Genomic DNA, 25,502 nt, shown 5'->3' with positions numbered 1-25,502 from the left:
GAATGAACCGGGGCTGTGAGAGAGGCCCCGGCCCGAGTTGCTCACAGCATCCGACTGTCCCGTTCACGACCCAGCCGCACCAGTTCCAGCCGGCCATTGGCAGCTACGAGCTCGGTAACCGATGTGTAATCAGGACGGAACTGGCAGATTTCGGGCGCATCGCGGGTGTATGCGACCACTGAATTGATGACCATGAAGTGGCAGAACACCGCGGTGTCCCGGTCGAGGCCCTGCAGGTAGCTGATAATCTCCTCGCGCCAGTGCAGCTGGTGCTGTTCCAGCTGTTGCCACTTTGCATCGAGCAGTGAGCGGATCCAGGGGCCACGCTCGGCCAGCGGCAGGTCGCGGGGAGAGGGGATTTCATTGACCGCCGGTTCAATAACGATGTCCCGTTCCAACCTGCGGGCCAGTGGTTCAGCGGTCTGCCGGGCGCGACTTTTGGGACTGCTGACCAGTGCCATGGCTGGATCCCAGTCCATGGCCCCCGCCAGCTCCGCAGCCTGGCGGTGTCCCAATTCTGTCAGCGCCGGGTCCCTTACTCCGGCGACCTTGGCGGCTTCCCCGTGCCTTATCAGCAGAATCCTTGTCACTGTACTCCCCCTTGCTACTGCATGATTGCCGGCGGCACCTGAAGACCGGGCTGGTCAGAGGTAGCGCCCGATCAGGTCGTCACCGATATCCTGCCATATCTGCGTCAGGGTTTCCCGGTCGAGGGCATGGCCCGCCGGGTGATATCCCAGGCGCCGGCTGTAACCCTCCTCGAAAGCGGGCCAGTCGGGGCCGGGGCTGCCGCTTTCCGCGAAGCTTAGCCAGGCTTCGCGGACAACACGGCTGAGCGCGTCGGCGTTCTGCTCACCACCGTAAAGTTCACGCAGGCTGTCCTCCCCGTGGGTGCCGAATACATACCCCAGCTCCGCTGCGTGGCAGGCTCCCAGCAAGGGCTGCGCCGCCAGTGGCTGGGCAAAGTGGTAGTGATAACGCCGGCCACCGTGTGCGTCCAGCAGCCGCAGCCCCGGCAAGGTGAATACCATATCGGTCAGCATCAGGTTCCAGGTACGGCTCCATTCCGGCCAGGGGCTGCCTGTCAACGAGCGGGCGCGGCCGTGGTAGTGGTCCAGCAGGGCATTCAGTTCAGCTTCCGGCAGTAACCACTCGAGATGCCGGAAAACCTGGTTCCGGTCGAGAGTGAAACTGGCTGGGTTGGTGACACTGAACAGGTTCCATTCCTCGACATTACTGCCCACCAGCAGGGGAATTTCTGTGGCGTGGCCCTGGCGTAAGGCGTCCATGGGCGATATCGATATCAACTCTCCGTCCAGGACCGGTTTGAATGGCAATTGGCCCCATTCCCGCTCAATACGCGGGTTTGCCAGAATGTCCTTTTGGGCTCGCAACAGGTCCGTGGTGCTGGCCTGCGCAGGAGATATGCCGCCGTTGCCACGCAGCACCTCCACAAATGCCTCACCCAGCGAATTTGCTCGTGCGCGGGTCTGGAAGACAGAAGGGCTGCCGCTCTGGATTACTGCCCGCTGGAACAGCCCTTTAGCTGAAGGGATGGCCATCAGCGCGGCGATACTCATGGCGCCGGCGGACTCACCGAACAGCGTCATATTGTCGGCATCGCCGCCGAATGCGGCGATGTTGTGCTTTACCCAACGGATGGCGGCTAGTTGGTCCAGTAGGCCCTCGTTGCCGGTGGCATCGACATCGCAGCATTCTGCCAGGCGCAGAAAGCCAAGTGCGCCCAGACGGTAATTCAGTGTCACCACAATGGCACGGCCACTACCTGCCAGGTGGCAGCCGTCATATATCCGCTGGCAGCCGGACCCCATATAGAAGGAGCCGCCGTGGATCCAGATCATCACGGGAAGCTTGCTATTCGCTGATGCCGGTGGGGCAAAGATATTCAGGTAGAGGCAGTCCTCGCTTTCCGGCAACTCCCCATTCGGCCCGCGAATTTCCATCAATACTGAAGGATTCTGTGCCGAGGGCATTCCAAAACTGAACGCTTTCAGCGGCGATTTCCACCTGGGAATTGGTTCCGGTGGTTGCCATCTCAGGTTGCCAACTGGAGGGCGGGCATAGGGGATGCCAAGGAAGCGTCTCACGCCAGTGGTTTCGTAAATCTTTCCCAGAATGGGCCCCGCTGGCGCATCGATTATTGGCGTGTCCCTTAAACCGCCAATCACGGTTCCGCGGGGGTGCTGCTCCGCTGTCATCAAATTTTCCCTCTTCCCTGATTGCCCCGCCATACGGGCTCTTCCGAGTATAGCCGGCGCCTGAATTGCTCTTGAAATGTGACGGCGTACTGTCCATAAACAAAGGACTGCTCAAAATTTATTCGAGTTGGGTGGTTTTTGGGCGATTTGATTTTTCAGGGATTAGGCACCCGCCAGGACTGATAAAACAGCTAAATGCAGCAGGGCGTCACTCCGCTGTTCGTGTGGAAGGGATTCACGATGGTAAGTAGTCAGGTGACAGCATGATTGGAAAAATTTACGACAGGGAAACCGGGTCGGTCAGGGAGGCGCCACTCAATGATCTGGCGCTATCTTCGATTGGGATTGTCAGCCTGCCATTTGGCGCTGACGAGATTGTTTCATACGCCAGGGACGGCAGTGACCTGATCATTATCCTGGAGTCGGGTGAGCAGGTCGTTATCGCCAACTTCTACCAGGTCGATGAAGATGGTGAGCAGAGCCATCTGGTGCTGGAAGGTGGTGAAGAGCCGGTGATGTTGGCCATGCTCGGCGGATCCGGATATCCGATTGCCGCCGCAGCAGCACCGGCAGCTGCAACTGCGGGTGTCAGTTCCTGGCTGATCCCCGGCCTGGTGGGGCTCGGCGCGATCGCCATAGCCCTGGACGATGATGACGGCCGTGACGGTTTCAGCCAAACCGGTAATCTCACCCCGTCCGGCAGGCCCATCCCTCCATTCAGCCCTCCTGGCCCCCCACCGGATAGTGATGCTGATGCCGACTCTGATGCGGATGCTGATGCCGACACGGATGCCGATGCGGATGCTGACGCGGACACAGATGCCGACGCGGATGCCGATGCGGACGCGGATGCCGATGCCGATGCCGATGCGGATGCGGATGCGGATGCGGACGCGGATGCCGATGCCGACGCCGATGCCGATGCGGATGCCGATGCGGATGCCGATGCCGATGCCGATGCCGATGCCGATGCGGATGCGGATGCCGATGCGGATGCCGATGCGGATGCCGACGCCGACGCCGACGCGGATGCTGATGCAGATGCCGACGCGGATGCCGATGCGGATGCTGATGCCGACGCCGATGCGGATGCCGATGCCGATGCCGATGCCGATGCGGATGCGGATGCCGATGCTGATGCGGATGCCGACGCCGATGCGGATGCCGATGCCGACGCCGATGCGGATGCCGATGCCGATGCCGATGCTGATGCGGATGCCGATGCCGATGCGGATGCTGATGCCGACGCCGACGCCGACGCCGACGCCGACGCCGACGCGGATGCGGATGCTGATGCGGATGCGGATGCGGATGCTGATGCAGATGCCGACGCGGATGCCGACGCGGATGCCGATGCGGATGCCGATGCGGATGCCGATGCGGATGCCGATGCGGATGCGGATGCTGATGCCGACGCCGACGCCGACGCCGACGCCGACGCCGACGCCGACGCCGATGCCGATGCCGATGCCGATGCCGATGCGGATGCCGATGCCGATGCAGATGCAGATGCCGACGCGGATGCGGATGCGGATGCGGATGCTGATGCCGACGCCGACGCCGACGCCGACGCTGATGCGGATGCGGATGCCGATGCCGATGCCGATGCCGACGCGGATGCCGATGCCGACGCGGATGCCGATGCGGATGCGGATGCCGATGCCGACGCGGATGCCGATGCCGATGCGGATGCCGATGCGGATGCCGACGCGGATGCCGACGCCGACGCCGATGCGGATGCGGATGCGGATGCCGACGCCGATGCCGATGCCGATGCGGATGCGGATGCCGATGCCGACGCGGATGCCGATGCCGATGCCGATTGCGATATCAACGTCAACATAGATATCGACATCGATTGCGACTGCGATGCCGACGCGGATTCAGACGCAGATGCGGACGCAGACTCTGATGCTGACGGCTACCGAGGCCTTGGAAACCTGGGCGAATTCTGTGACCCAGACTGTGACATTAAAGATGTCGATGTAGACGTTGATATTGAGAAGGACGGCTGTGACATCAATGTCAATATCGATATAGATATCGAGTGTGACGCAGACGCTGATTCGGATGCCGACGCGGACGCGGATGCGGACGCGGATGCGGATGCGGATGCGGATGCGGATGCGGATGCTGATGCCGACGCCGACGCCGACGCCGACGCCGACGGAGATGCGGACGGTGATGCCGACGGGGATGCCGACGGGGATGCCGACGGGGATGCCGACGGAGACGCCGATGGTGACGCCGACGGGGATGCCGATGGTGACGCCGACGGAGACGCCGACGGGGATGCGGACGGTGATGCCGACGGGGATGCCGACGGGGATGCCGACGGGGATGCCGACGGAGACGCCGATGGTGACGCCGACGGGGATGCCGACGGTGACGCCGACGGGGATGCCGACGGGGATGCCGACGGGGATGCCGACGGGGATGCCGACGGGGATGCCGACGGTGATGCCGACGGTGATGCCGACGGAGACGCCGATGGTGATGCCGACGGGGATGCCGATGGTGATGCCGATGGTGATGCCGACGGGGACGCCGACGGAGACGCCGATGGTGACGCCGACGGGGATGCCGACGGAGACGCCGACGGAGACGCCGACGGAGACGCCGACGGAGACGCCGACGGAGACGCCGACGGGGATGCCGATGGTGATGCCGATGGTGATGCCGACGGGGACGCCGATGGTGACGCCGACGGAGACGCCGATGGTGATGCCGATGGTGATGCCGATGGTGATGCCGACGGTGATGCCGACGGGGATGCCGACGGTGATGCCGACGGAGACGCCGATGGTGATGCCGACGGGGATGCCGACGGAGACGCCGATGGTGACGCCGACGGGGATGCCGACGGTGACGCCGACGGGGATGCCGACGGGGATGCCGATGGTGATGCCGATGGTGATGCCGACGGGGATGCCGACGGTGATGCCGACGGAGACGCCGATGGTGACGCGGACGGTGACGCCGATGGCGACCAGGACATTGAAGTAAGTCTCAGCGACGTCATCCCCATGGGGGACGATGAGGCTGCGATGAGCAGTGATCCTGGAGAGTCAAGCGAGAGTGGATCCGGAATGTCGCCTGACGATGAGATGGGATCCGGTCTTGACCTCGATGACCTCGTCAGCGACAGCGAATCCGGGGGAGACCCGCTCTTCTCGGGCGCTGATACCGATGATGACACTGCGGAAGGATCTGCTTCCTCGGGTAGTGGAGGTGGTCTCCAGGATGGAATGGATACCACGATGCATGCCCAGGACACTGATCCCATGCAGGACATGTGGCAACAGAACGGAGCAGACGACGTCTGATCCCAAGGAGGCTTAGCAACTGAGAAACACCGGGCCTACAGGCCCGGTGTTTCTTTTTTCGACTAGAATATTGGAAGGAAAAAATTCAACTAGTGGTCCCGGGTATAAAATGTCCGTACCGGATATCGCTAACGCCAGAGCAAGTGAATATAGTGGATTCAATGCAGCGACTATGGATAGTCACGCTGGCATCTCTCACCACCATGTGGGTGCAGCAAGCTCAATCCCAGTCCGGGGCTGACCCGGCTGACCGACCCGCCCGAATAAGTGAATCGGCTGTCCAGCAGGAAGTAGCCACTCCTCCGTCTGTGATCAGTCACTCCCAATACGCACCGCAACAATTGAGTATGACTGATGCAGTGCACCAGGCCATCGACTGGCATCCGGCCATTGCGGAGAGCGTGGGAGAACTATACCGGCGACAGGAAGGCATACGTGTCGCCCGTTCGGGATATTTCCCGCAGCTGAGTGCGGGCGTGGTGGCAGGCCAGGACAGTGAGAATGACGGCGATGGCAATGGCCACGCCTTACAGCTGTACGTCTCACAGGTGATTTATGACTTCGGCAAGATCTCCAGCGGTGTGGACCTGGCAAAAGCCGAAGTGAGTCGCTCCAGGGCAGAAGTACTCCAGGCAATTGACCAGGTTGCCCGGGATACTGCAAGCGCAGCGGTGGAAGTCCAGCGATACCAGGCTCTTCTGGAAATAGCAGACGAACAGATAGCCGGGGTATCGTCAATAGCCTCATTGGTGCGAATGCGAAGTGAGCGGGGCGCCAGCTCTCGTTCAGATGTTTTGCAGGCTCAGTCGCGTATTGAAGCCGCACGTGCATCGAAGCAGCAGGTCAGCGCTGACCTGGCCCGCTGGCGTAGTACACTGCAGAATCTCGTCAACGCCGGCGCACCTGTGCGAGTCACGATGGGCACGCCAGAAACCGTCAGGAATGCCTGTGAGGGTCCACCCGGAGAGGTGCTTGCGTCACCGAGAGTCCTGATCGCGGAGGCGTCACGTGCGGAGGCAATGGCCCGGCTTCAGGAATCCAAAGCTGACGTCTGGCCCACTCTATCCCTTGACGCGAGCTATAACCGCTACCTGGACCAGACTTATGTCGATACCAATGTACTCGACGAGAATGAGTCTGCGGTGTTCCTCAATCTTTCCATGCCCATATATCAAGGTGGGCGGCTGTCTGCAAGTAAAGAATCAGCATCCTATGCATTGAGCTCAGCTGACGCGGCAAAGGATGCTGCCCGTGAGTCTGTCACCCGGGAGTACCGGGCCGCACAGGCTCAGGCCAATGGGCTAGGACGCAGCCTGGGGATACTGGATGCGCGTGAGGATGCAATCAGCGAGACCAGGGATCTCTATAGAAAGCAGTACTCTTCTCTTGGAACCCGAACCTTACTTGAGCTACTAAATTCAGAGGAAGAGCTGCAGCAGGCGCGCCGGGATCGTGTTGAGACCCGCTTCGATCTCAAAGCGCTTGAGATCGAATGCCTCTATAACACGGGTGATATTCGCAGGGCGTTTGGGATTGAAGGGCGAGCGGTTCAGGGAGTGGAGGTGTTGCCTTGAACAACGAGACCATCCTGGAGCAGGGCCAGGCGGAGACTGGCGCTACCAATGCGGAGATGGACTATCAACCATGGCTGGAAGCCATTGTCGCCGTATCACGTCATTACCGGCTGGATTTTTCTGAGGAAAACATCCGGATAGCTTCTGACTGGGGGGTGGCAGAAAGTGTCGAGCTCGTCTTGAGGCAGATGGCACGGCAAGCAGGCCTTACAATCAAGTTTTCCCAGTTTGGTCAGTTCGAGCTTACTCCCTGGCGCTTGCCGGTCGTTGTCCAGCTGGTTGGTGGCCAGGTTGGCGTTATCGAGACAATGGGGAAAAACGGGAAACTGGGCATTCTATGGAGTGGTGACCAGGGGCTTGAAAGCAGCGTTAATATCAAAGAAATCGCCGAAAAAATCCGTCATCTGGTAATACTTCGTCCGCGGAAGACAATCAGTGATATTCGTGTCGACGATTATATCAAGCCGGACAACCGACACTGGTTCCGGAAAATCATATTGCGCGACCTGAGGCCCTATGGTCACGTAATGCTGGCGACTACGGTAGCCAATACGCTTACCTTGTCCGGGATACTCTTTGCCAAGCAGGTATATGACAGGGTTATCCCGGCAGAATCCATGTCGACCTTATATGTGCTCTTCAGCGGGGTACTTCTAGCGATCGTCTTTGATTTTACCATGCGCGTAATGCGGGTAAGAATTACCGATCTGCTTGGTAAGCGGGCTGACATTCGGATATCCGATCAGGTATTCGGCCATGCGGTGAGGTTGAGGAATTCTGCTAAACCAAAGTCGACGGGCACATTTATTTCCCAGCTCCGTGAACTGGAGCGTGTACGAGATATGGTCACATCGACAACAATTCTGGCTATCGCGGATATGCCATTCTTTTTCCTTTTCCTGTTAGTGCTCTGGGTCATTGCAGGTCCCCTTGTCCTGATTCCCCTGCTCGCCATGCTCCTGCTTGTGATACCGGGGGTTCTCGTCCAGAAGAAGCTTGCCAGGTTATCGGGAGAAGCAATGCGGGAATCCTCGCTGAGAAATGGCATGCTCGTCGAAACTGTACAGGGAATGGAGGATATAAAAACTCTCCAGGCAGAACATCGGTTCCAGCGTCAATGGAATCACTTCAATGCGGTAACGGCCGACTCGAACCTGAAACTACGCTACCTGACCAGTAAACTGGTTACCTGGACTCACAATGTACAGTCCTCCGTCTTTGCGCTGACTGTACTTTTCGGGGCATCCATGGTTATGAGTGGTGAAATGACCACGGGTGCACTTGTTGCTGCCTCGATACTCAGTTCGAGAATGATGTCCCCAATGGCTAATATCACCCAGGTACTGAGCCGGTGGCAAATGGCTAAGTATGCTCTTGAAGGTATCGACAACATAATGAACCTACCCGTCGATCAGCCAGAGGGGAGCAAGCGAGTGCATAAAGCTTCTATCCGCGGTGACTATGATTTCCGTAATGCGGAATTCAAGTACGATCCCGGGGATAATGAACCGGCCCTTTTTGTATCGTCACTTCATATTAACCCTGGTGAAAAAATTGCTGTACTCGGAAAGAATGGCGCTGGTAAGTCGACACTGCTACAGGCGTTATCGGGTATGCTCGAGGCAAGTTCGGGCACCGCAAATCTTGACGGGGTGGAAATAGCTCATATAGATCCCGCCGATGTCAGGCGGGACGTGGGACTTCTGGCACAGGGCTCCGGGCTTTTCCATGGCACTTTACGGGAAAACCTTACACTGGGTGCCCCCAATGCAACTGACGATGAAATTATATGGGCCCTGAAGATGTCGGGGGCCATGGATACAGTAAGGAACATGCCCAAAGGGATGGACCATATGGTCCTGGAAGGTGGTGCAGGACTTTCTGGGGGGCAAAAACAGGCTCTCCTGTTGTCGAGGCTCCTGATCCGGCAGCCTTCGGTCCTGCTTCTGGACGAGCCCACGGCATCACTGGATGAGGCCGCTGAGCGGCGTTTTATTGATAACCTTTCGCGCTGGTCTAACAAGCGAACTCTGGTCCTGGCAACCCACAGGTCCAGTACGCTCAAGTTGGTGGATCGAATCCTGGTCATCGATCGGGGAAGGATAGTGATGGACGGGCCCAAAGATGAAGTGATGGAAAGACTCTCCAAACCTGACCGACAGGGTGAGAAGAATCGTGAGCAGGTAACGTGATGGACAGGGAAGAGAAGAGCCAGTGGCTGTCGCGTAACGCCGGTGAAAATGCCCGTGTCAAATCCATTCCACTCCTGGATGCCGACTACCAGGCCGGTGAGAACCAGTATGATGAGCACGATGAGTCAACCCTGGTTAATTCGACTCGGGTGGTCTGGGTATTCTTCCTCCTGATCGCTGCATTGATTGGCTGGTCATACTTTGCAACGGTAGATGAAGTATCGTCCGGCATTGGTAAGGTGGTCCCGACCTCCCGTGAACAGGTGATCCAATCCCTCGAGGGTGGAATCCTTGCGGATCTCAAGGTAAGTGAGGGAGATATTGTCGAGCGGGGACAAGTCCTGGCCCAGCTTGATCCTACCAAAGTACGCTCTAACGTCGAGGAAAGTTCTGCGCGCTATCGTGCAGCGATCGCTAGCGTGGCGCGTCTTACAGCAGAAGTCAATGGAACCAAGCTGGAGTTTCCGGAGGAACTTGATACCTATGATGAACTGAAGGCGAAGGAAAAGAAGCTCTTTAATACGAGAAAAAAAGGTCTTGAAGAATCGCTTCGTGGTGTCAGGGAATCATTGGATTTGGTTGAAAAGGAGCTTTCCATAACGCGTTCCCTGGTCAGTTCAGGTGCGGCGAGCAATGTCGAGGTTTTACGCCTTAGCCGGCAGAAGTCTGAACTGCAACTCAAAATGCGGGAAATCCGCTCGGAATATATGGTCCGGGCGCGTGAGGAACTTGCGACAGTTAGCGCCGAGGCCGAAGCGCTTTCCTCAGTGATCGAGGGTAGGTCTGACTCGCTTACCAGATTGACCCTGAGGTCGCCAGTTCGTGGAATTGTCAAGAATATTGAAGTTACTACTATTGGCGGTGTGCTGCCGCCAAATGGCCGCCTGATGGAGATCGTGCCTCTCGATGACAAGCTTTTGATTGAAGCGCGTATTTCTCCTCGTGATATTGCATTTATACATCCGGGACAGTCGGCCAAGGTAAAGATCACGGCATACGATTACTCTATTTATGGCGGTCTGGAGGGAAAGGTGACGACGATTTCACCCGATACAATCCAGGACGAAATAAACAGGAATGAATATTATTACCGTGTCTATATCCTCACTCAATCTGATGCCCTGATCAATCAAGACGGTAATCGATTCCCGATTGTGCCGGGTATGGTTGCTTCAGTTGATGTCAAGACTGGCTCCAAGACAATTTTTGACTACCTGGTTAAACCCATAAATAAGGCAAGTGAGGCTCTACGGGAGCGCTAAACAGTCAAGTTGTCAGAGTTATACAGGGGGCCATTTTGCAGGAGCGTAGCTTGATGGATATGAAGTTCTTCATCCTGGCAGGTGTATTCCTCCTGTTGATGTGGTTTGTGGTTAATGCGTCCTGGGGGCAGCCCCGTAAGGTGACGCTTACGGCTGAAGTTGTGGTCGATAATCGTTCTGACATCGATATCCGGGGTTACACGCATCGCATTTCCGTCCCGCTAAGGGATCATATGCAACAACGGCTATTGGACATCCGCTATGACTATCCAGAGCAGTTGAAGCGTAAGCATCATAAACTAGGCAATGGTGAATATGTTGAAATGGAATGGGACATCCCCGCAGGTTCACGGTCCGTTCGAACGGTTCAGTTTGACCTGGAAATCACCAGTTACGATTTTCACAAGATCGCTCCGACTCAGGAAGCAACACCACCTGATGAGTATCTTAAGCCCAGAAAATATATTGAGTCCGATGCCGAACCTATTCGTAAACTTGCCACACATATCCGAAGGGCGTTTGACTCTGATGAGGATCGACTGAGGGCCGCATACCTGACTCCCCAGCAGCTACTCGAGTACGATGTGCAGTCGACCAAGGGCGCGCTCTACGCAGTCAATGAAGGGGAAGGGGATTGCACTGAGTATGCTGCCTTGTTCGTTGCCCTCGCACGGGCGATGGGATATCCAGCCCGGACAACTTCTGAATTCCTTATGACATCAAAACGTGAATTCAATCAGCCAAACCACCACGCTGCCGAGGTCTATATCGGGGGGCGTTGGATACCGGTAGATCCAAACCTTGCCCTGGATTCACGGTTTGGTTACGGCTTTGGTGTGGGTGGCAAGGAAAAGATTGTGCTCAACCGGGATTTTACCTGGGTCTGGTCAAACCTTTGGCCACGGGAGCTGAGGGGGAAAAGAGACCAGGTTGATGTAGATATTCACTGGAGCGTAAAGTAATCGTTCGAGGATGCCAAGATGTTTGATCATGTCCCTGCAGGTGCCGATGAGTTGTTTAAGACTGAAAATGACTTTTCAGGATCACCGTTTATCGAGAGAGAAGGTGATATTGCAACTGCACTGATCAGTGCGGAAGCGGAACGACAGAATTTTGAGGTAAGGCGCTATAAGAAGTTGGTCTATGATGTATTGCACAAAAATAACCGGGTCACTTTTCTCCAGAATAGCCCTGAAAATTCAGCTGTTTATAGCTACTGCGCCAGGCAGAAGGATGTCGCCAAGGAGATAATGGCGCGAAAGGGAGTGCCGGTTCCGTCGGGTGAGGTATTTGATGAGCCAGAGGCTGCATGGAACTACATCGAGTCCTGTAATACCAGCATGGTTCTGAAGCCGCTGGACCGTGCTTACGGATCAGGGGTAACCACTAATGTCCATTCCAGGGAGCATTTCCTCGAAGCTTGGGACTATTCCAGGCAATACGGCAGGGAGGTCTTGGTTGAGAGATGCATAAAAGGGTATGACCTTCGTGTGGTTGTCGTAGGCGGAAAGGCGGTAGCTGCCCTGTCAAGGATTCCAGCACATGTTATCGGTGATGGAAAGAGCACGATACAGCAACTGGTTGACCGCAAGAACCTCCAGCGAGAGAAAAACCCTTCCCTGCAGATTGACCTGATCACCCGATTTGATCTCCTGAAGCACAACGGGCGTTCCATGGAGGACGTTCCCGAGAAAGGTGAGTACGTGCAGTTGACGAGTGTTGCAAACACATCGGCCGGAGGGGACGCAGTACAGTTGCTGCACCTGGTTCCGCAGGAAGTTGTTGAGGTGGCGGAAAAGGCTGCTCGCTGCTTTCCGGGCCTGAACCAGACCGGTGTTGATCTGATGGTCGATGATCGGGGAGAAAAGGTGCAGTGCCATGTAATCGAGATAAACTCGAATCCCGGGATCTGTGATGCTGTATTCCCAAGTTATGGCAGTCCGGTAAATGTGCCTGGCGAGCTCCTGCGTCATGCTTTTTCCGGGAATCGCATTGAAAAATCGAATGCAGCCGAAGTAATTATCGCGCCCGCAGTGCCTTATGTTTTCGCACCGCGGTTACGTGTTGCCGCCACCGGCGAGAGCGAGCAGGCAGCATATATCAAACAAGCCGCAATTGCAGCGCAGCTCAGAGTTTCCCATATATCCCCCAGTGTCTTCGAGGTGTCAGATCGTAGCGATTCGGTAATGTTTTACCAGGGCATGCCTGACAGGACCAATATCATTTCAAGGAAGGTATCCAGGGACAGGAAATGGCTCCAGGAGATCCTGGCGGAAGCGGGGCTGAACAGGACCGGAGATACACTGGAACTGTGCCAGTACCGGCTGATCGTAATTGATGGCAAGGTTGTAGCTGGTATTGATGGCGGCGCTTATTCCAGTGACGGAAAAGGTGCGGGAAATTACGCTGATCAGCGTAGGGATATCACTGAGCTGATCCACCCTGACTTTGCCAAGGCGGCATTGGAATCAGTTAAGGCGGTCTTTAACCCATATTTTGCTGGCGTGGACGTGCTTGCGGAGGATATTGAAGTATCTCCAGATGAGCAATCCTGGCGGGTTTCAGATGTGATGTGTAATCCTAACTTCATCCTGCATCACTATCCGTCTGAAGGTGTTGGTCGTGACGTTGCGGGGGCTTTGCTCCGGTCACTTTTTCCTGGTGCAGATTGGCAGCTGTCTTCGGACCGCTGTGTCTATGTCGTGGTGCGGGGCAGGGTTCAGGGCGTGGGATATCGTGACTGGGTCCAGAGAGAAGCAGTGCGACATGGTGTTGCGGGGTGGGTAAGAAACCTTCCCCACGGTGACGTCGAGATGTTTTTCAAGGGGCCCCACAGTGGCGTCGGTAGCTTACTGACATTGTGTGAGCAGGGCCCCACTCGAGCCAGAGTGTCGGAAGTTTCTGTACGTGAGCACATCCCAACTGAACAGAGGGCATTTCTGGTTTATCGATAAATCTGTACAGGCAGCACGCTACTACGGTGCTTCCCTGGTTAGCTCCATGTAACCGGGGACCTTCAATCTTTCATAAGCACCTATGTATAATTTTTGGTCGATCTTCGCCTGTATGCTTAGCTGTGTTATTTTTCAGTAGCTGAGCTGTAAGTATAGGTATGTGCCAGTGACCAGGCCCAGGTAATAGTTGGGAAATTCGTGTCTCATGTCTCTTCTTTCGTGTTTCCATATTTATTGGCATATGGATCACGAACCATCACTAATCGATCAATGTAGATACACTAGAATTCGATTCTAAGGATCCTGGATCTATCGACTTTAGATGTTGTACATGGTGGTGAGGGGTCGAATTGAATACCTGTGAGTGGTTACCGTACTTGAGGATGACGTAGATGTCCGTACAAATACCCGAGGCCGCCGACAAGCTATTTTTAGTTGAAAATGACTATGAGAGTTCCCCTTTTCACCAGAGGGATGGCAATATTTCGATATCGTTGATCAGTTCAGAGGCAGAGCGCCTGGGGTTCAAAGTCAATATCTACAAGAAGATGATCTTTGACGTCACTAGCCAGGGGCGAAGAGTTGGGTTTTTACAGAACAGTCCCGAAAACTCTGCTGTGTATACTCATTGTGCAAAGAATAAGAGCCTTGCGAAACGCATTCTCGATCGAGGTGGGGTCAAGGTGCCAGAAGGCCGGGAATTTGAGGATAGAGATCTGGCTCTCCGGTATTTCGAGTCCTGCAAGTGGCCAGTCGTAACAAAGCCCTTGAATAAATCCCATGGTACTGGTGTCACTACCGCGATAGATTCACGAGAACAGTTTTTAAGTGCCTGGGATTACGCCAGACGGTTTTCACGTACAGTTATTGTGGAGCGTTACCTGCGGGGTTACGATCTCCGCGTTGTAGTTATTGGAGGGAGGGCTGTATCTGCCTACGCCCGATTGCCGGCTAGTGTTATCGGCGATGGGGAAAGTACAATTCTTGAGCTGGTGGAAAGAAAGAACCAGCAGAGAGTGAAAAATCCATCTGCTGGAATATCTCCGATCAGGCGTTTTGATTTCCTGGATAGAAATGGACGATCAGTCGATGATGTGCCGAAAGCCGGAGAGTATGTTCAATTAGCCAGTGTGGCAAATATCTCTGCCGGAGGTGATGCAGTCCAGATTATTGATTATCTTGATAGCGGTGTCCTGGAGATTGCATTAAAGGCCGCAGCTTGCTTCCCTGGCCTGGCTCAGGTCGGCGTTGATCTCATCGTTGATGAGAGTCAGGACGTGGTGACCGCTGAGGTGATAGAAATAAACGGGAATCCCTCAGTTTCCAGCTCGGTATTTCCCAGTTACGGGCGCCCAGTTAATCTACCGGAAGAGTTGCTGAATTTTGCTTTTGGTAACTTGCATGTCAATGGCAGTGCCCGGGAAGATCCACTTGTGGCAGCAAGACCCTACGCTATTGGCGAAGAGTTCCGGAAATTTGCTACTGGAACACATCCCCAGAGAGACCTGGTTACCCAGGCTGCCTGCGCAATAAATCTTCGTGTAGAGAGAATCGACGATCTGGTAACCGAAGTATCTGACGGGCATGTTTCCGTAATATTCTATAAGGGGATTCCAGACCGGACCAGTGCGGTCTCGCTCAAGATTAGTCGAGATCGTAACTGGGTAAAGGAAATAGTAAATGAAGCAGGTCTGAGGAGTGAAAGGACGCCATCCCGATTAGTGGTCCTTTGTCAGTACCGAATTTTGGTTATTGACGGCCGTGTCGTCGCCTGTACCTTTGGTGGGCCCCATCATGGTAACGATGGTGAACCTTGTAGATACGAGGAATTTAACCGAGACGTAACCCACCTGCTTCATCCCGGCTTCATCGATATTGCCTGTTGTTCTGTGGAGGCGGTATTCAGCCCTTATCTTGCCGGAGTCGATGTGCTCGCCTCGGATATCTCTGTCTCACCAGAAGAGCAGGCGTGGGTTGTCGACGGAATTTTTTGCAATCCAAGCCTGGCATTACATCACTTTCCTTCCCAGGGGGTCGGGCGTGATGTTGCAGGTTCTTTGATTCACTCACTTTTCCCGGATGTGGCCTCGACATCTGTTGCCTCGCGCTGTGTGCATGCAGTGATATGTGGTGATGTCCAAGGGGTGGGCTACCGAAAGTGGTTGAAACGCCAGGCTTTATTGCACGGTGTGGCTGGCTGGGTGCGTAATCTTAATCAAGGAGATGTCGAAATGTTACTGGAGGGCAGCCCTGTAGCCATTGAGTCCATGGTTAACCTGGCCAGGAGCGGTCATCCGCGGGCCAGGGTGTCAGACATTCAGCTAGAGGATTACCCCTCACTCAGGCAGTTCAATTTTACCATGCAGAGTTAGTCTCTGTATCCTGTTTTATGTGAAGAGATATGGACATAATTAAATCAGCATTCGCGACGCCAATTCTCATAAAGGACTGGGAAAGTTCGCAATCGATTAATTCCAGGCTGATGCAGATTATTCTTGAAAAGGAAAGCACTTCACCAAAGGTACAAAGGTCGAATATAGGCAGTTGGGATTCTAGCAAGGACCTGCTCGAGTGGCCTTATGAGGAAGTTAAAGTCTTCAAGCAGAGAGTTATATCCTCTGTCCAGGAAATTACCAAGAGTGTCACGAAGGGAAGGTATGAACCCCGGCCTAATGATATGCTTGCTCATGCCTGGGCGAATGTTTCACGGGCTGAGAGCTATCGGAAAATACACAATCATGAGTCGTGTACCTGGTCGGGTGTCTATTATGTAAAATCCGATCTCGTGAAGGAAAGAAGCAAAGGCAGTGGTAATATAGAGTTTCTGGATCCTCGGATGTTATGTATTTCTACTGACCTGCCAGGTTGCAATTTTGGAGGCCTGAGTAAGGTCGTCCCCCGGGAAGGCAGGATGGTCCTGTTTCCCAACTGGCTGTATCACTATGTAAATCCGGTCGAGGATAATTCCCTCAGGATCTGCATTGCATTCAACGTCAAGTTGGAAACACAGGCGTCAAGGCGCAGGCTTGGTGGAATGCGGCCATTGGGGCTGGCTGAGCAAAGATCACAAGTGCAGGTGTGAGCTCTGCCTGCTATTTTACCCAGCCTCTTTTTCATGCTGGCGTAGTACTGGTGTCTGACATTTGCTCGAGCAGCCATGGGACAGAGCCAAAGTCTGAGTCACGTCTTGATCCCTTGAGCAAAAGAAGATCTGACTGCCGGACGAATTCCATCAGGTGACCCGCCAGTTCATCAGCTGTTGTAAAGTGTGGTCCAAGTATTGAGCCCGGTAAGACCTCGCGTAGATGCTTCATTTCCTCGCCATGTGTAATGACATGATCAACACCGCTCTCCAAGAGCGGTTTTGCCAGGCTTTGATGGAGCTCACGGGATTTATCCCCCAGGTGAACGATTCTGCCCAGTACAGCAACCTTGCGTCCCTGGCCTGTTATATTTGACTGGGCGAGTACAGAGAAAGCATTCAGCATCGAACTGACAGTAGCATTCCAGCTATCGTCAATAATGCTGATCTCCTTGCCTGCCAGTTTCATCCTGGTGCGGCTGAGGTGTGCGTCATCCAGCTCCAGGTTTTGAAGCTCTCCAGCCAGGCTGCGGAGATCCCTGCCCATGGCGTACAGTGCGCAAATAGCGGCAATGCTGTTCATCACCATCCCCTTGCTGGGTGCGGGTACCCGGTAACTCACAGTCTCATTCGGTGTTTCTATTGTTACCCAGCTTCCTTCATCATCGCCCTGAACATCCTTAATTTTCACCTCCGCATCAGGACCGGTTCCGAATATGACCAGCCTCCTGGCATGTTGCTGGGCTTTCGACTTAATGTACTCGAAGTGCTTGAGGTGATCACCAAATATAGCGATAGCTGGACCGGTCAATCCATCGAAAATGCGTGACTTCCAGCGTGCAGTATCTTTTGTAGAGCGTACATGGCTACGGGATTGTGAGATACCAATCTCAGTAACAATGGCTATGGTTGGCTTTATCAGTCGAGTTATTGGGCCTCTCTTCATCCACAGGGCACTCTGCGCAACTTCAATTACGGCTGCATCATCCTGAGTCGATAGGCTTGCCAGCATTGAAGGGGCCCCAACCCGAGAGTTGTAGTTGCCAAGACTTGTGAGCACTTTCTCCCTTCCACCAAGCATATGGCCGAGCATTCTCAGGGTAGTGGATTTCCCTGCGGTACCTGTAATGGCAATCACATCCTTGTCGTAGCGGGCCCTGGCGGCCAGGCCCAGTTCAACGATAGCCCTGATTGGATCATCAACCAGTAGCGTGGGAAATCCCCGGGGTAACCCTGGTATTGGCCTGGAAACGATCGCCCCGGCAAGTCGACCCGTCAGCTGGGACAGGCGCTTATGCATATCCCATATCTTCGTGACCGAGGAGCTCTGTTCATGATATGCCCGATCGTGGCTTGTGTGGGCAACAAACAGGGTCGGGCCCGTGACCTGTTCGATGAAGCTGATCCCTGACACCACGTTCTTTACAGCCCAGTCATCAGGAGGTGGCACCAGCCAGCTGCCGCCTGTGATGCGCTCTATCTGCTCGCCATCCCATGTTAATCCATGCTTATGATTCAGGAGGGAGCTGGGAAACTCGGTCTGGTAGACAGGCGCCTTACCAGTTGGGGGGGAGGCCTTGCTGAAGTCCAGGTGTACCTGTAGCCCTTCCAGTGGGATAGGGGGTGTCCGGTCGCTTGTGTTTACCAGGCCTACGTGTAACTGCAGGTCCACACTCTGCAGGGTTCGCGAGCCCGGTGGCCTCAATCCATAGAAATCCCGGTAAATGCAGCCTTTCTTCCAGCGGCTCGTCGGTAGCTGCCAATCACAGGGATCGTGATCCATCGACTTCCCCCAGTAGGGCATCGAGGTCTGCTCGACCGGGACAGCTTGAAAGTCTATTCGGTGATCCTCATCGAGCTCAGTTTCGCAGGTCCAGAAAGACTCCACCCACAGCATTTGCCGATACTTGATCTCTCGAGGCCAGATGCGAATCCCAACCAGCTTCAGTGGTCCTATGGATTGTGGTGTAACACGGGCGTCCTCCGGCACCGAGGATACCTGCCATTCATCCCTGGTGATTTCGGTGGCGGCTTGCAGGGGGGCCAGCCGGTAAGTGGTAGTGGCCGCTACGGGAATATGTGGCGCTACTTCTCGCTCTGGCGGTGACAGGTCCAGTGTCGCAGTACCATTTTCTGTCAGGACGAAAGCTGTGCCCAGCGGTGCAGAAAGGCGGGCATACCGCCTGCAAGCATCGATGGCTTTACCATCTTTCAGTTGCCGGCTGAAGCCAAAACCAGAGCCGACTGGGACAAACGTTATGCGTTCGACCCCCCGGTGGCTAATTGCCAACCTGAACACACCGCTGTCCGCGAGTGAGTTTCGGATCGAGTCGAACAGGAGGTCGCCCGCGTCATGTATGATCGGCCTGCCCCGGTAAATCTCTGTTCCCTGAAGGACATGTGCGCTGGCTCCGAGCACTGCGTCGGCACCGGCGTCAATGATCGCGTGCCCCGTCAGGAGTTCTGCTTTACCTGGAGCACGCTCCCGGTTTGGACCCCAATGCACGGCGACCAGCACCACTTCTGCCAGTTGGCGCGCGGCGCGGATTCGCGGCTCTAGAACGCTGGTCCAGGCATCCGGTTCTCCCAGTGGAAGATAGGCGCTCCCGGGCCTGTTTACCGTAGCCGCAAACTCTTCCTGTGTGGCATCCAGGGAAAAAATTGCCACATTCAGCTGTCCCGCGCGGCGAATCACGGGTGCCAGGGCCTGGTCGAGATTGCGGCCTGAGCCGGCATGGGCAATGCCTACCCTGTCTAGCCACTCACACTGCTCCACCAACGCATCAGTGCCGTAGTCGCCGCTGTGGTTGTTTGCGGTGGCCACTACATCCACTCTGGACTCCACCAGCAGGCGCAGCATCTCGGGCCTGGCGCGGTAATAATAGGGAGATAATTCGCCTTTCTGTGTCCCCTGTTCACCACAGGTCGCAACCACACATTCAAGGTTGATAACGGTCAGGTCTGCATTTCTCAGAGCTGGTATACGTCCGAGCACAGCTTTTCGACCCAGCTCTGCTGTGCGATAGTGCTGGCGCCGGGACAGGTTTACATCTCCGCCCCATGCTACGACCGGCCGCCCATCCGGGGGAGGTGCGGGCTTCAGGTCCTCTTCGATGGTGGCTTCTTGCCTCGCCTGGACTTTTCCTTTCCGCAGGTAATTGCGATAGGCGACATAACCGGACAGGTAGTGCTCCACATCGTCAATACGAACACGGAATGCATGGTGCCTGATAAAGAAGCTGCCCAGGATCTTTGCCGGGTTCTTGTAGAACATGGCAAATTCTGGCCAGAAGTAGCCGTTGAGCAGGTAGTTTGCCCTTTTGTGCAGCGCGCGGTAGAACCATTCCAGGTCCAGCAGCTTCAGGAGGTGGCGGTATTTGTCGTCTTGCGAGAGCCTCGTTACCATCTTCTGTGCCGCCATCATAAGTTCCAGCAGGGTCGGGAAGGTGGTGATACGGTTTTCGATAAAATCGAGGTAGCCCTCTACGTTCTGTATACCAAAGCGGTAGTATTTTTCCTCCGGCCGATAGAGGGTCAGTTCATTGACGCAATAACTTAACCAGTGGTCATGGGCCTGCCAGTGGTCGGCAGCGATAAAATATTCAAATGCCTTCTCGACCAGCTTCAGCCAACGCTCGTCGCCGGTCAGGCCGTAAAGCCGCATGAGCCCAAATGCCGCCTCGCCGTCATAATAGATGATGCGGAACTCTTCCTTGACTGATAACTCAGGGAACTGCAGAACATGCACGAACTTCCCTGACTCGCGGTCCTGCATGAACTCTATGCCCAGTGCCAACTGGTCCATTAGTTCACGGTACTGGTTGTTTCCTGTAAGCTCGCACCACTTAACATAAGCCAGCAGGCAGACGGCATTGCCTCCGAGCTTGACCTCGCCATCGGCCTCAACCAGGAAAGCTGCCTGTTCCCCGGATGGCAAGGCAGCACGCCTGATCAGCGTTTTCGAGAGGTAGTCAAGGGAGCGCTCTATCGCGGAGTGGAGATTCTTGTCACGGGTTACCTCCCAGGCCTCTGTCATGGCATACGTACTACTTGCGTGTCGAAGTGTGTTGTAGGTTCCGATTGGTTTGTCGAAGCATGCATGCCAGCCATATTCGAAACGGCCACTCTTCTTTACCTGGCCTGCCAGGTAGCTACTGCTGGTCTCGATCAGTCTGGTTGTGGTGGCTTCGTCCAGGTCGTCGATGATCCTTCTGCCGGCGTTTCTCCCGGGACCATAAAGGTACTCGGGCGCGCCGGATTCATCACAGAAGAGACCTTCCGTCCACAAGCGATATACTGTTTTTTCATCCGAAAAATCCGGTATGAGCTTGTTTCCATACCGCTTTCGACAGTACACATTGAAGTTCTTCTCATTGACGACGGCATGCCCAATCTGGTTTCCACCGTAGAGCATGGCGTTGCCATTCAGTTCCTGTTCGAGGAAAGCAAAACGAAATTCGTCATCCAGGGCGATGCCATAGCGGAAGTAAGATCGCTTGGTGGCACTGAGTATTTCCTTCAGCCCTGCCCAGCTCATCTTGTCGGCGCGGGTGACCCAATCCATGCGCAGCCAGCAGGGCTTGAGCTTGCCGGACCTGGTTGCCTTGCGTGCCTCGGCGGTAATAGCCTGCCATGTCTCCGTTATGCTTTCGCCTTTCACATGGCGGGTGACGGCCCGCTCTTTCCCGTCGCAAATCGAGACAAACAGTATGTAGGGGGCAGGGAGGTCTTCCAGTTTCCTCTCCACCATTGGTTTTGCTTTCAATAAGAGATCTGAGAGCGTCATTGTTCCTTCTCGCGTCCGTGAGAGATGCTGCTGACGAATTACGCGTCACGGGGTGGGGGGCCGGTTTGGTGATTGTTCAGTGCGGTACTCGGACCTGAGTCGGCAGTTTTTTCATCCCCGGTATCGCCTGGGTGGCACTATCTTTAGGCTTCGCCACGACTTCCCAGTATAGATGTCCCAGCGGACCCCGCCCCTTCGTGACGCGACTATGTCGGTACGACCGGACATGGCCGATTGGTCGATATGATCCCGTGCTGCGTGACGGTTGGGAGAGGTCGCTGGCTCGGGCTCCAGGTTTCAAGGCGGTGGCTGCCTGGCAGATCACCATTGGCGGGGGTTGCAAAACCCTCTGGCTCAGATAGTATTGCCGGATACCGTTTACAAGCTTTGATTACCCTGAAACATGTATAAGCAAATCACACCACAACAACCGATGCCGTGTACCGGCCTGCTACCGCAGGAACCGGTTGCATGCGCGCGTGCAGTTGAAGTGATTTCTGTGCGTATGACCCTGTGCACCTTTGCGGTGGTTACCACCATGTCTTAGAGCACCCGACAGAGCTTAGTGCGAAGGAAGGTGACAGGCCTTCCTCCCCAAAGAAACCCGGAAGGCTTCCCTTCCGGGTTTTTTTTTGCCGGTGGATGGGAGTGATCCACAGGAATTATTGATGGAACTGGAACGTGAAAATAGGGAGTAGTGGCCATGGATAAGCAGTGGTGGCAGAGAATGCACGGCTTTCCCCCCCTGGTCTGGATCATTCTGGTCGGCAGCTTTTTTGCCCGCGGGACCTACTTTATGGTGTGGCCTTTCCTGGCGATCATGCTATATGACCGCTTCGCGTTGGGTGCCGCTGAGATTGGCGTCATCCTGAGTGTAGCGGCAGTTGCTGCTGCACTGCTGGGCTTCTATGTAGGCACCCTGTCGGATCGCTATGGCCGCCGTAACCTGCTGCTGCTCGGTACAGGCCTCAATGGCCTTGCGTTTATACTTTTGGCCCGGGCAGGGGCGCTTCCGGTATTTATAGCGGCGATCTCCTTATGCTGTGTTGCACAGTCTATCTGGCAGTCGCCGTCAAGCGCGCTGATCGGTGACTTGCTGCCGGAGCAGGGCACGCGCGAGCTGGCGCTGCAGTTTCGTTATTTCCTGGTCAATGTAGGTGTCGCGTTCGGCCCCCTCGTCGGTGTCTGGGCTGGTCTTTCGGCACAGCAGTCGACTTTCGGGCTGACTGCGCTGAGTTACCTGGTTTTGACGGTGGCGATCGCCTGGGGCTTTGCGTTTACCAGCACCGGGAGAGCTGCAGGCAAGCGCCGGAACCCCGACGCCACGCTTTCGAGTACGATCGCAGTGCTGCGGAAAGACCGCTTGTTCCTGCTGGTAGTGCTGGCCAATGTTCTGACCTTTTTTATCTATGCGCACTTTGACTCCAGCCTGGTGCAGTACCTGAAAAGGAGCGGTGCGCCGGAAGTTGTCGAGCTGATCTCCAGCATGATCCTGGTCAATGCCCTGACCATTGTGCTCCTGCAGTTCCCACTGTTGCGGCTGTTGGGGCACTGGTCTGTGCATCAGCGCATTGTACTGGGCCTGGTGGTCCTGGCGGTCGGCCAGTTGTGGTTTGCGCTCAACCCGATGGGCTGGGTCGCAGGCTGGCTTGGGGCGAGCTTTGTGGTCAGCCTGGCTGAGACGGTCCTGTTCCCGACGATGAGTATCCAGATCGACCAGATGGCGCCCGCAGATCGCCGCGGCAGCTATTTCGGAGCGGCAGCTTTCTATGCGCTGGGCTGGTCGGCCGCACCATTGTTCGGTGGACTTGTCATTCAGTGGTGGGGTGGGTCGGTTCTGTACTGGATCTGTTTCGTGCTCTGCGGCGTTGTGCTGCTGATGTACAGGTTGTCAGCGCGCTGGCAAGTTCCTGCTCAAGCGGGAAAAGAAAAAGGCAGGGTCCTTTCCCTGGAGGGATGAAGGGGGCAGTAACACTGGAGCTGTTTCCCTGGGCCATGGACCCGGGGTAGCCGTGACGCCGGCGGCGTCACGGCTTTTGTGGGTCCGGTATCAGAGGCCGGCCGCGAGGCGCGACCCCTGGTCGATTGCACGCTTGGCATCAAGCTCGGCTGCCTCGTCGGCGCCGCCGATCAAGTGGGAGTTGATGCCCATTGCGGCCAGGGATTCGTGGAGTTCCCGTGCCGGCTCCTGTCCGGCGCAGATAATGATGTTATCCACCTCCAGCAGCCTGGTTTCCTCTCCCTCGCGGATATGCAGGCCCTGGTCGTCAATTTTCTCGTAGTTGACGCCGGGCAGCATTTCCACCTGGCGGTGCTTGAGGCTGGTGCGGTGGATCCAGCCGGTGGTCTTGCCCAGCCCCTTACCCACCTTGGAGGTCTTGCGTTGCAGCAGGTAGACCTTGCGCGGCGAGGCAACAGAGTCGGCGGGCTTGAGACCGGCACGATGGTCCAGGCGGATATCTACGCCCCACTCGGCAAAGAACTCATTCTTGTCACTGGCGATCAGCTCTCTGCTTTCATCAACTTCATGAGTCAGGTACTCAGCCACATCAAAGCCGATTCCACCGGCGCCGATAATTGCCACTTTTTCGCCTACGGGCTTGCGGTGTTTCAGTACGTCCAGGTAGCCGAGCACTTTTTCGCTCTCGACCCCGGGAATCGGCGGTGTGCGGGGGTTGATACCCGTAGCGATAATAACCTCATCGAAGTCCTTCAGGTCTGCTGCCGCTACACGTCGGTTCAGTTCCACCTGGACCCCGGTCAGTTCCAGTTTGCGGCCGAAGTAACGCAGGGTTTCCTCGAATTCCGCTTTGCCCGGAATGCGCTTGGCCACATTGAACTGGCCACCGATCCGGTTATCGGCCTCGAACAGGGTTACCTCGTGGCCCCGCTCCGCCGCAACAGTGGCGGCAGCAAGTCCGGCCGGGCCGGCACCCACGACCGCAACTCTTTTCGCGGTGTCCGTCGGCAGGTAATTGAGCTCGGTTTCGTGGCAGGCACGCGGGTTGACCAGGCAAGAAGTGAGCTTCATTTCGAAGGTGTGGTCGAGGCAGGCCTGGTTGCAGCCGATACAGGTATTGATCTCGTCGGCACGATCCTCCGCTGCCTTCTGCACGAATTCCGGATCCGCCAGGAATGGTCGCGCCATGGAAACCATATCGGCGTGGCCCTCGGCCAGCACCGATTCCGCCACCGCGGGCATATTGATCCGGTTGCTGGTAATGACCGGAACACTGAGGTGTTTCTTTACGCGTGCGGTGATTTCGGTGAACGCGGCCCGCGGGACACTGGTGGCGATAGTGGGCACGCGGGCCTCGTGCCAGCCGATACCGGTGTTGATGATGTTGGCACCGGCTTTCTCAACAGCCTGGCCCAGGGCTACCACCTCCTCGAAAGTGCTGCCATCCTCTACCAGGTCCAGCATCGACAGGCGGTAGATGATTATGAAGTCCTCACCCACGGCCTCACGGATTCGGCGCACGATTTCCAGTGGTAACCGGATACGGTTCTCGAAGCTGCCGCCCCAGCGGTCGGTCCGCTTGTTGGTGCGGGAGACGATAAACTGGTTGATGAAGTAGCCTTCCGAGCCCATGACTTCAACACCGTCGTAGCCGGCCTCGCGGGCGAGGGTGGCACAGCGCACATAGTCATCGATCTGGCCCTCGATCTCCTCGTCGCTCAGCTCGCGCGGGGTAAAGGGATTGATCGGCGCCTGGACCGCCGAGGGCGCTACCAGGTTGGGATTATAGGCGTAACGGCCAGTGTGCAGGATCTGCATGCAGATCTTGCCACCTTCATTATGTACAGCGGAGGTGATTGCCTGGTGTTGCTGGGCCTCTTCAGCAGTGGTCATCTTCGCCGCACCCTGGAACACGCAGCCCTCTTCATTGGGGCCGATGCCGCCGGTGACGATAAGGCCGACACCACCGCGGGCGCGTTCGGCATAGAAGGCGGCGAGCCGGTCGAAACCTCCCGGGTGCTCTTCCAGGTTGGTGTGCATGGAGCCCATCAGCACCCGGTTCTTCAGTTGCGTGAAGCCCAGGTCCAGGGGGGCGAGCAGGTGAGGGTAGGTCTGTGACATGGCAAATCTCTCTCTTTACTCTTCTT

Annotated in this window: 13 protein-coding genes; 9 read left to right on the top strand and 4 right to left on the bottom strand. The window is 55.9% G+C overall.

The genetic code is table 11. The annotated features are described in order from the left end of the window. Window positions 1-41: 41 nt before the first annotated feature. On the bottom strand, window positions 42-590 hold the full coding sequence (locus LVE68_RS03990) for a histidine phosphatase family protein (RefSeq protein ID WP_233005741.1): 549 nt from the start codon (window positions 588-590) through the stop codon (window positions 42-44). Window positions 591-644: 54 nt separating this feature from the next. Continuing rightward, window positions 645-2,219, bottom strand: a complete 1,575-nt coding sequence (locus LVE68_RS03985; RefSeq protein ID WP_233005740.1) for a carboxylesterase/lipase family protein — start codon at window positions 2,217-2,219, stop codon at window positions 645-647. Between the two features lie 263 nt (window positions 2,220-2,482). Between LVE68_RS03985 and LVE68_RS03980 the strand changes: the two genes are divergently transcribed. The 8 genes from LVE68_RS03980 to LVE68_RS03945 all read left to right on the top strand — a co-directional run bounded on the left by LVE68_RS03980 (window position 2,483) and on the right by LVE68_RS03945 (window position 16,609). Next, a complete protein-coding gene (locus tag LVE68_RS03980) occupies window positions 2,483-5,545 on the top strand; it encodes a BapA/Bap/LapF family prefix-like domain-containing protein (RefSeq protein WP_233005739.1) in 3,063 nt (1,020 codons plus the stop codon). A 347-nt stretch (window positions 5,546-5,892) separates the two neighbouring features. Further along, a complete protein-coding gene (locus LVE68_RS03975; protein ID WP_233005738.1) occupies window positions 5,893-7,119 on the top strand; it encodes a TolC family outer membrane protein in 1,227 nt (408 codons plus the stop codon). Further along, window positions 7,116-9,311, top strand: coding sequence for a type I secretion system permease/ATPase (locus LVE68_RS03970; protein ID WP_233005737.1), 2,196 nt, complete (start codon window positions 7,116-7,118; stop codon window positions 9,309-9,311). Before LVE68_RS03975 ends, LVE68_RS03970 begins: the two co-directional genes overlap by 4 nt. After that, window positions 9,311-10,573 carry an HlyD family type I secretion periplasmic adaptor subunit gene (locus LVE68_RS03965; protein WP_233005736.1) on the top strand — a complete coding sequence of 421 codons (1,263 nt, stop codon included), beginning with the start codon at window positions 9,311-9,313 and terminating at the stop codon, window positions 10,571-10,573. The genes LVE68_RS03970 and LVE68_RS03965 overlap by 1 nt, the downstream gene beginning before the upstream one ends. Before the next feature lie 53 nt (window positions 10,574-10,626). Further along, window positions 10,627-11,535, top strand: coding sequence for a transglutaminase-like domain-containing protein (locus LVE68_RS03960; protein ID WP_233005735.1), 909 nt, complete (start codon window positions 10,627-10,629; stop codon window positions 11,533-11,535). Window positions 11,536-11,553: 18 nt separating this feature from the next. Beyond that, window positions 11,554-13,527 (top strand): acylphosphatase, encoded by a 1,974-nt coding sequence (locus tag LVE68_RS03955; protein WP_233005734.1) that lies wholly within the window; start codon window positions 11,554-11,556, stop codon window positions 13,525-13,527. Between the two features lie 392 nt (window positions 13,528-13,919). After that, window positions 13,920-15,899, top strand: a complete 1,980-nt coding sequence (locus tag LVE68_RS03950) for an acylphosphatase (protein WP_233005733.1) — start codon at window positions 13,920-13,922, stop codon at window positions 15,897-15,899. 29 nt (window positions 15,900-15,928) lie between these two features. Further along, the gene (locus tag LVE68_RS03945) at window positions 15,929-16,609 is read left to right on the top strand and encodes a TIGR02466 family protein (protein ID WP_233005732.1); all 681 of its coding nucleotides are present in this window, start codon (window positions 15,929-15,931) and stop codon (window positions 16,607-16,609) included. Window positions 16,610-16,640: 31 nt separating this feature from the next. Here the strand turns inward: LVE68_RS03945 and LVE68_RS03940 are convergent, their stop codons facing one another. Continuing rightward, window positions 16,641-21,395 carry a CapA family protein gene (locus tag LVE68_RS03940; RefSeq protein ID WP_233005731.1) on the bottom strand — a complete coding sequence of 1,585 codons (4,755 nt, stop codon included), beginning with the start codon at window positions 21,393-21,395 and terminating at the stop codon, window positions 16,641-16,643. Window positions 21,396-22,098: 703 nt separating this feature from the next. Between LVE68_RS03940 and LVE68_RS03935 the strand changes: the two genes are divergently transcribed. Next, window positions 22,099-23,355 (top strand): MFS transporter, encoded by a 1,257-nt coding sequence (locus LVE68_RS03935; protein WP_233005730.1) that lies wholly within the window; start codon window positions 22,099-22,101, stop codon window positions 23,353-23,355. Window positions 23,356-23,445: 90 nt separating this feature from the next. On the opposite strand, the gene LVE68_RS03930 is transcribed toward LVE68_RS03935, so the two are convergent. Then, window positions 23,446-25,476 carry an NADPH-dependent 2,4-dienoyl-CoA reductase gene (locus tag LVE68_RS03930; RefSeq protein ID WP_233005729.1) on the bottom strand — a complete coding sequence of 677 codons (2,031 nt, stop codon included), beginning with the start codon at window positions 25,474-25,476 and terminating at the stop codon, window positions 23,446-23,448. Between the last annotated feature and the right edge of the window lie 26 nt (window positions 25,477-25,502).

Origin of the sequence: Microbulbifer sp. YPW16 (assembly GCF_021290385.1) — a bacterium.
GTDB classification, from domain to species: Bacteria; Pseudomonadota; Gammaproteobacteria; order Pseudomonadales; family Cellvibrionaceae; genus Microbulbifer; species Microbulbifer zhoushanensis.
Note: the sequence above shows the minus strand (reverse complement) of the source record. Positions and strands in the feature narration are given on the sequence as shown.

What these genes read in the sequence shown, in the direction of transcription:
- LVE68_RS03940 (WP_233005731.1), bottom strand. Translation starts at nt 21,395, where the DNA reads ATGACGCTCTCAGATCTCTTATTGAAAGCAAAACCAATGGTGGAGAGG.
- LVE68_RS03975 (WP_233005738.1), top strand. Translation starts at nt 5,893, where the DNA reads ATGACTGATGCAGTGCACCAGGCCATCGACTGGCATCCGGCCATTGCG.
- LVE68_RS03960 (WP_233005735.1), top strand. Translation starts at nt 10,627, where the DNA reads ATGGATATGAAGTTCTTCATCCTGGCAGGTGTATTCCTCCTGTTGATG.
- LVE68_RS03945 (WP_233005732.1), top strand. Translation starts at nt 15,929, where the DNA reads ATGGACATAATTAAATCAGCATTCGCGACGCCAATTCTCATAAAGGAC.
- LVE68_RS03985 (WP_233005740.1), bottom strand. Translation starts at nt 2,219, where the DNA reads ATGACAGCGGAGCAGCACCCCCGCGGAACCGTGATTGGCGGTTTAAGG.
- LVE68_RS03965 (WP_233005736.1), top strand. Translation starts at nt 9,311, where the DNA reads ATGGACAGGGAAGAGAAGAGCCAGTGGCTGTCGCGTAACGCCGGTGAA.
- LVE68_RS03955 (WP_233005734.1), top strand. Translation starts at nt 11,554, where the DNA reads ATGTTTGATCATGTCCCTGCAGGTGCCGATGAGTTGTTTAAGACTGAA.
- LVE68_RS03980 (WP_233005739.1), top strand. Translation starts at nt 2,483, where the DNA reads ATGATTGGAAAAATTTACGACAGGGAAACCGGGTCGGTCAGGGAGGCG.
- LVE68_RS03950 (WP_233005733.1), top strand. Translation starts at nt 13,920, where the DNA reads ATGTCCGTACAAATACCCGAGGCCGCCGACAAGCTATTTTTAGTTGAA.
- LVE68_RS03935 (WP_233005730.1), top strand. Translation starts at nt 22,099, where the DNA reads ATGGATAAGCAGTGGTGGCAGAGAATGCACGGCTTTCCCCCCCTGGTC.
- LVE68_RS03930 (WP_233005729.1), bottom strand. Translation starts at nt 25,476, where the DNA reads ATGTCACAGACCTACCCTCACCTGCTCGCCCCCCTGGACCTGGGCTTC.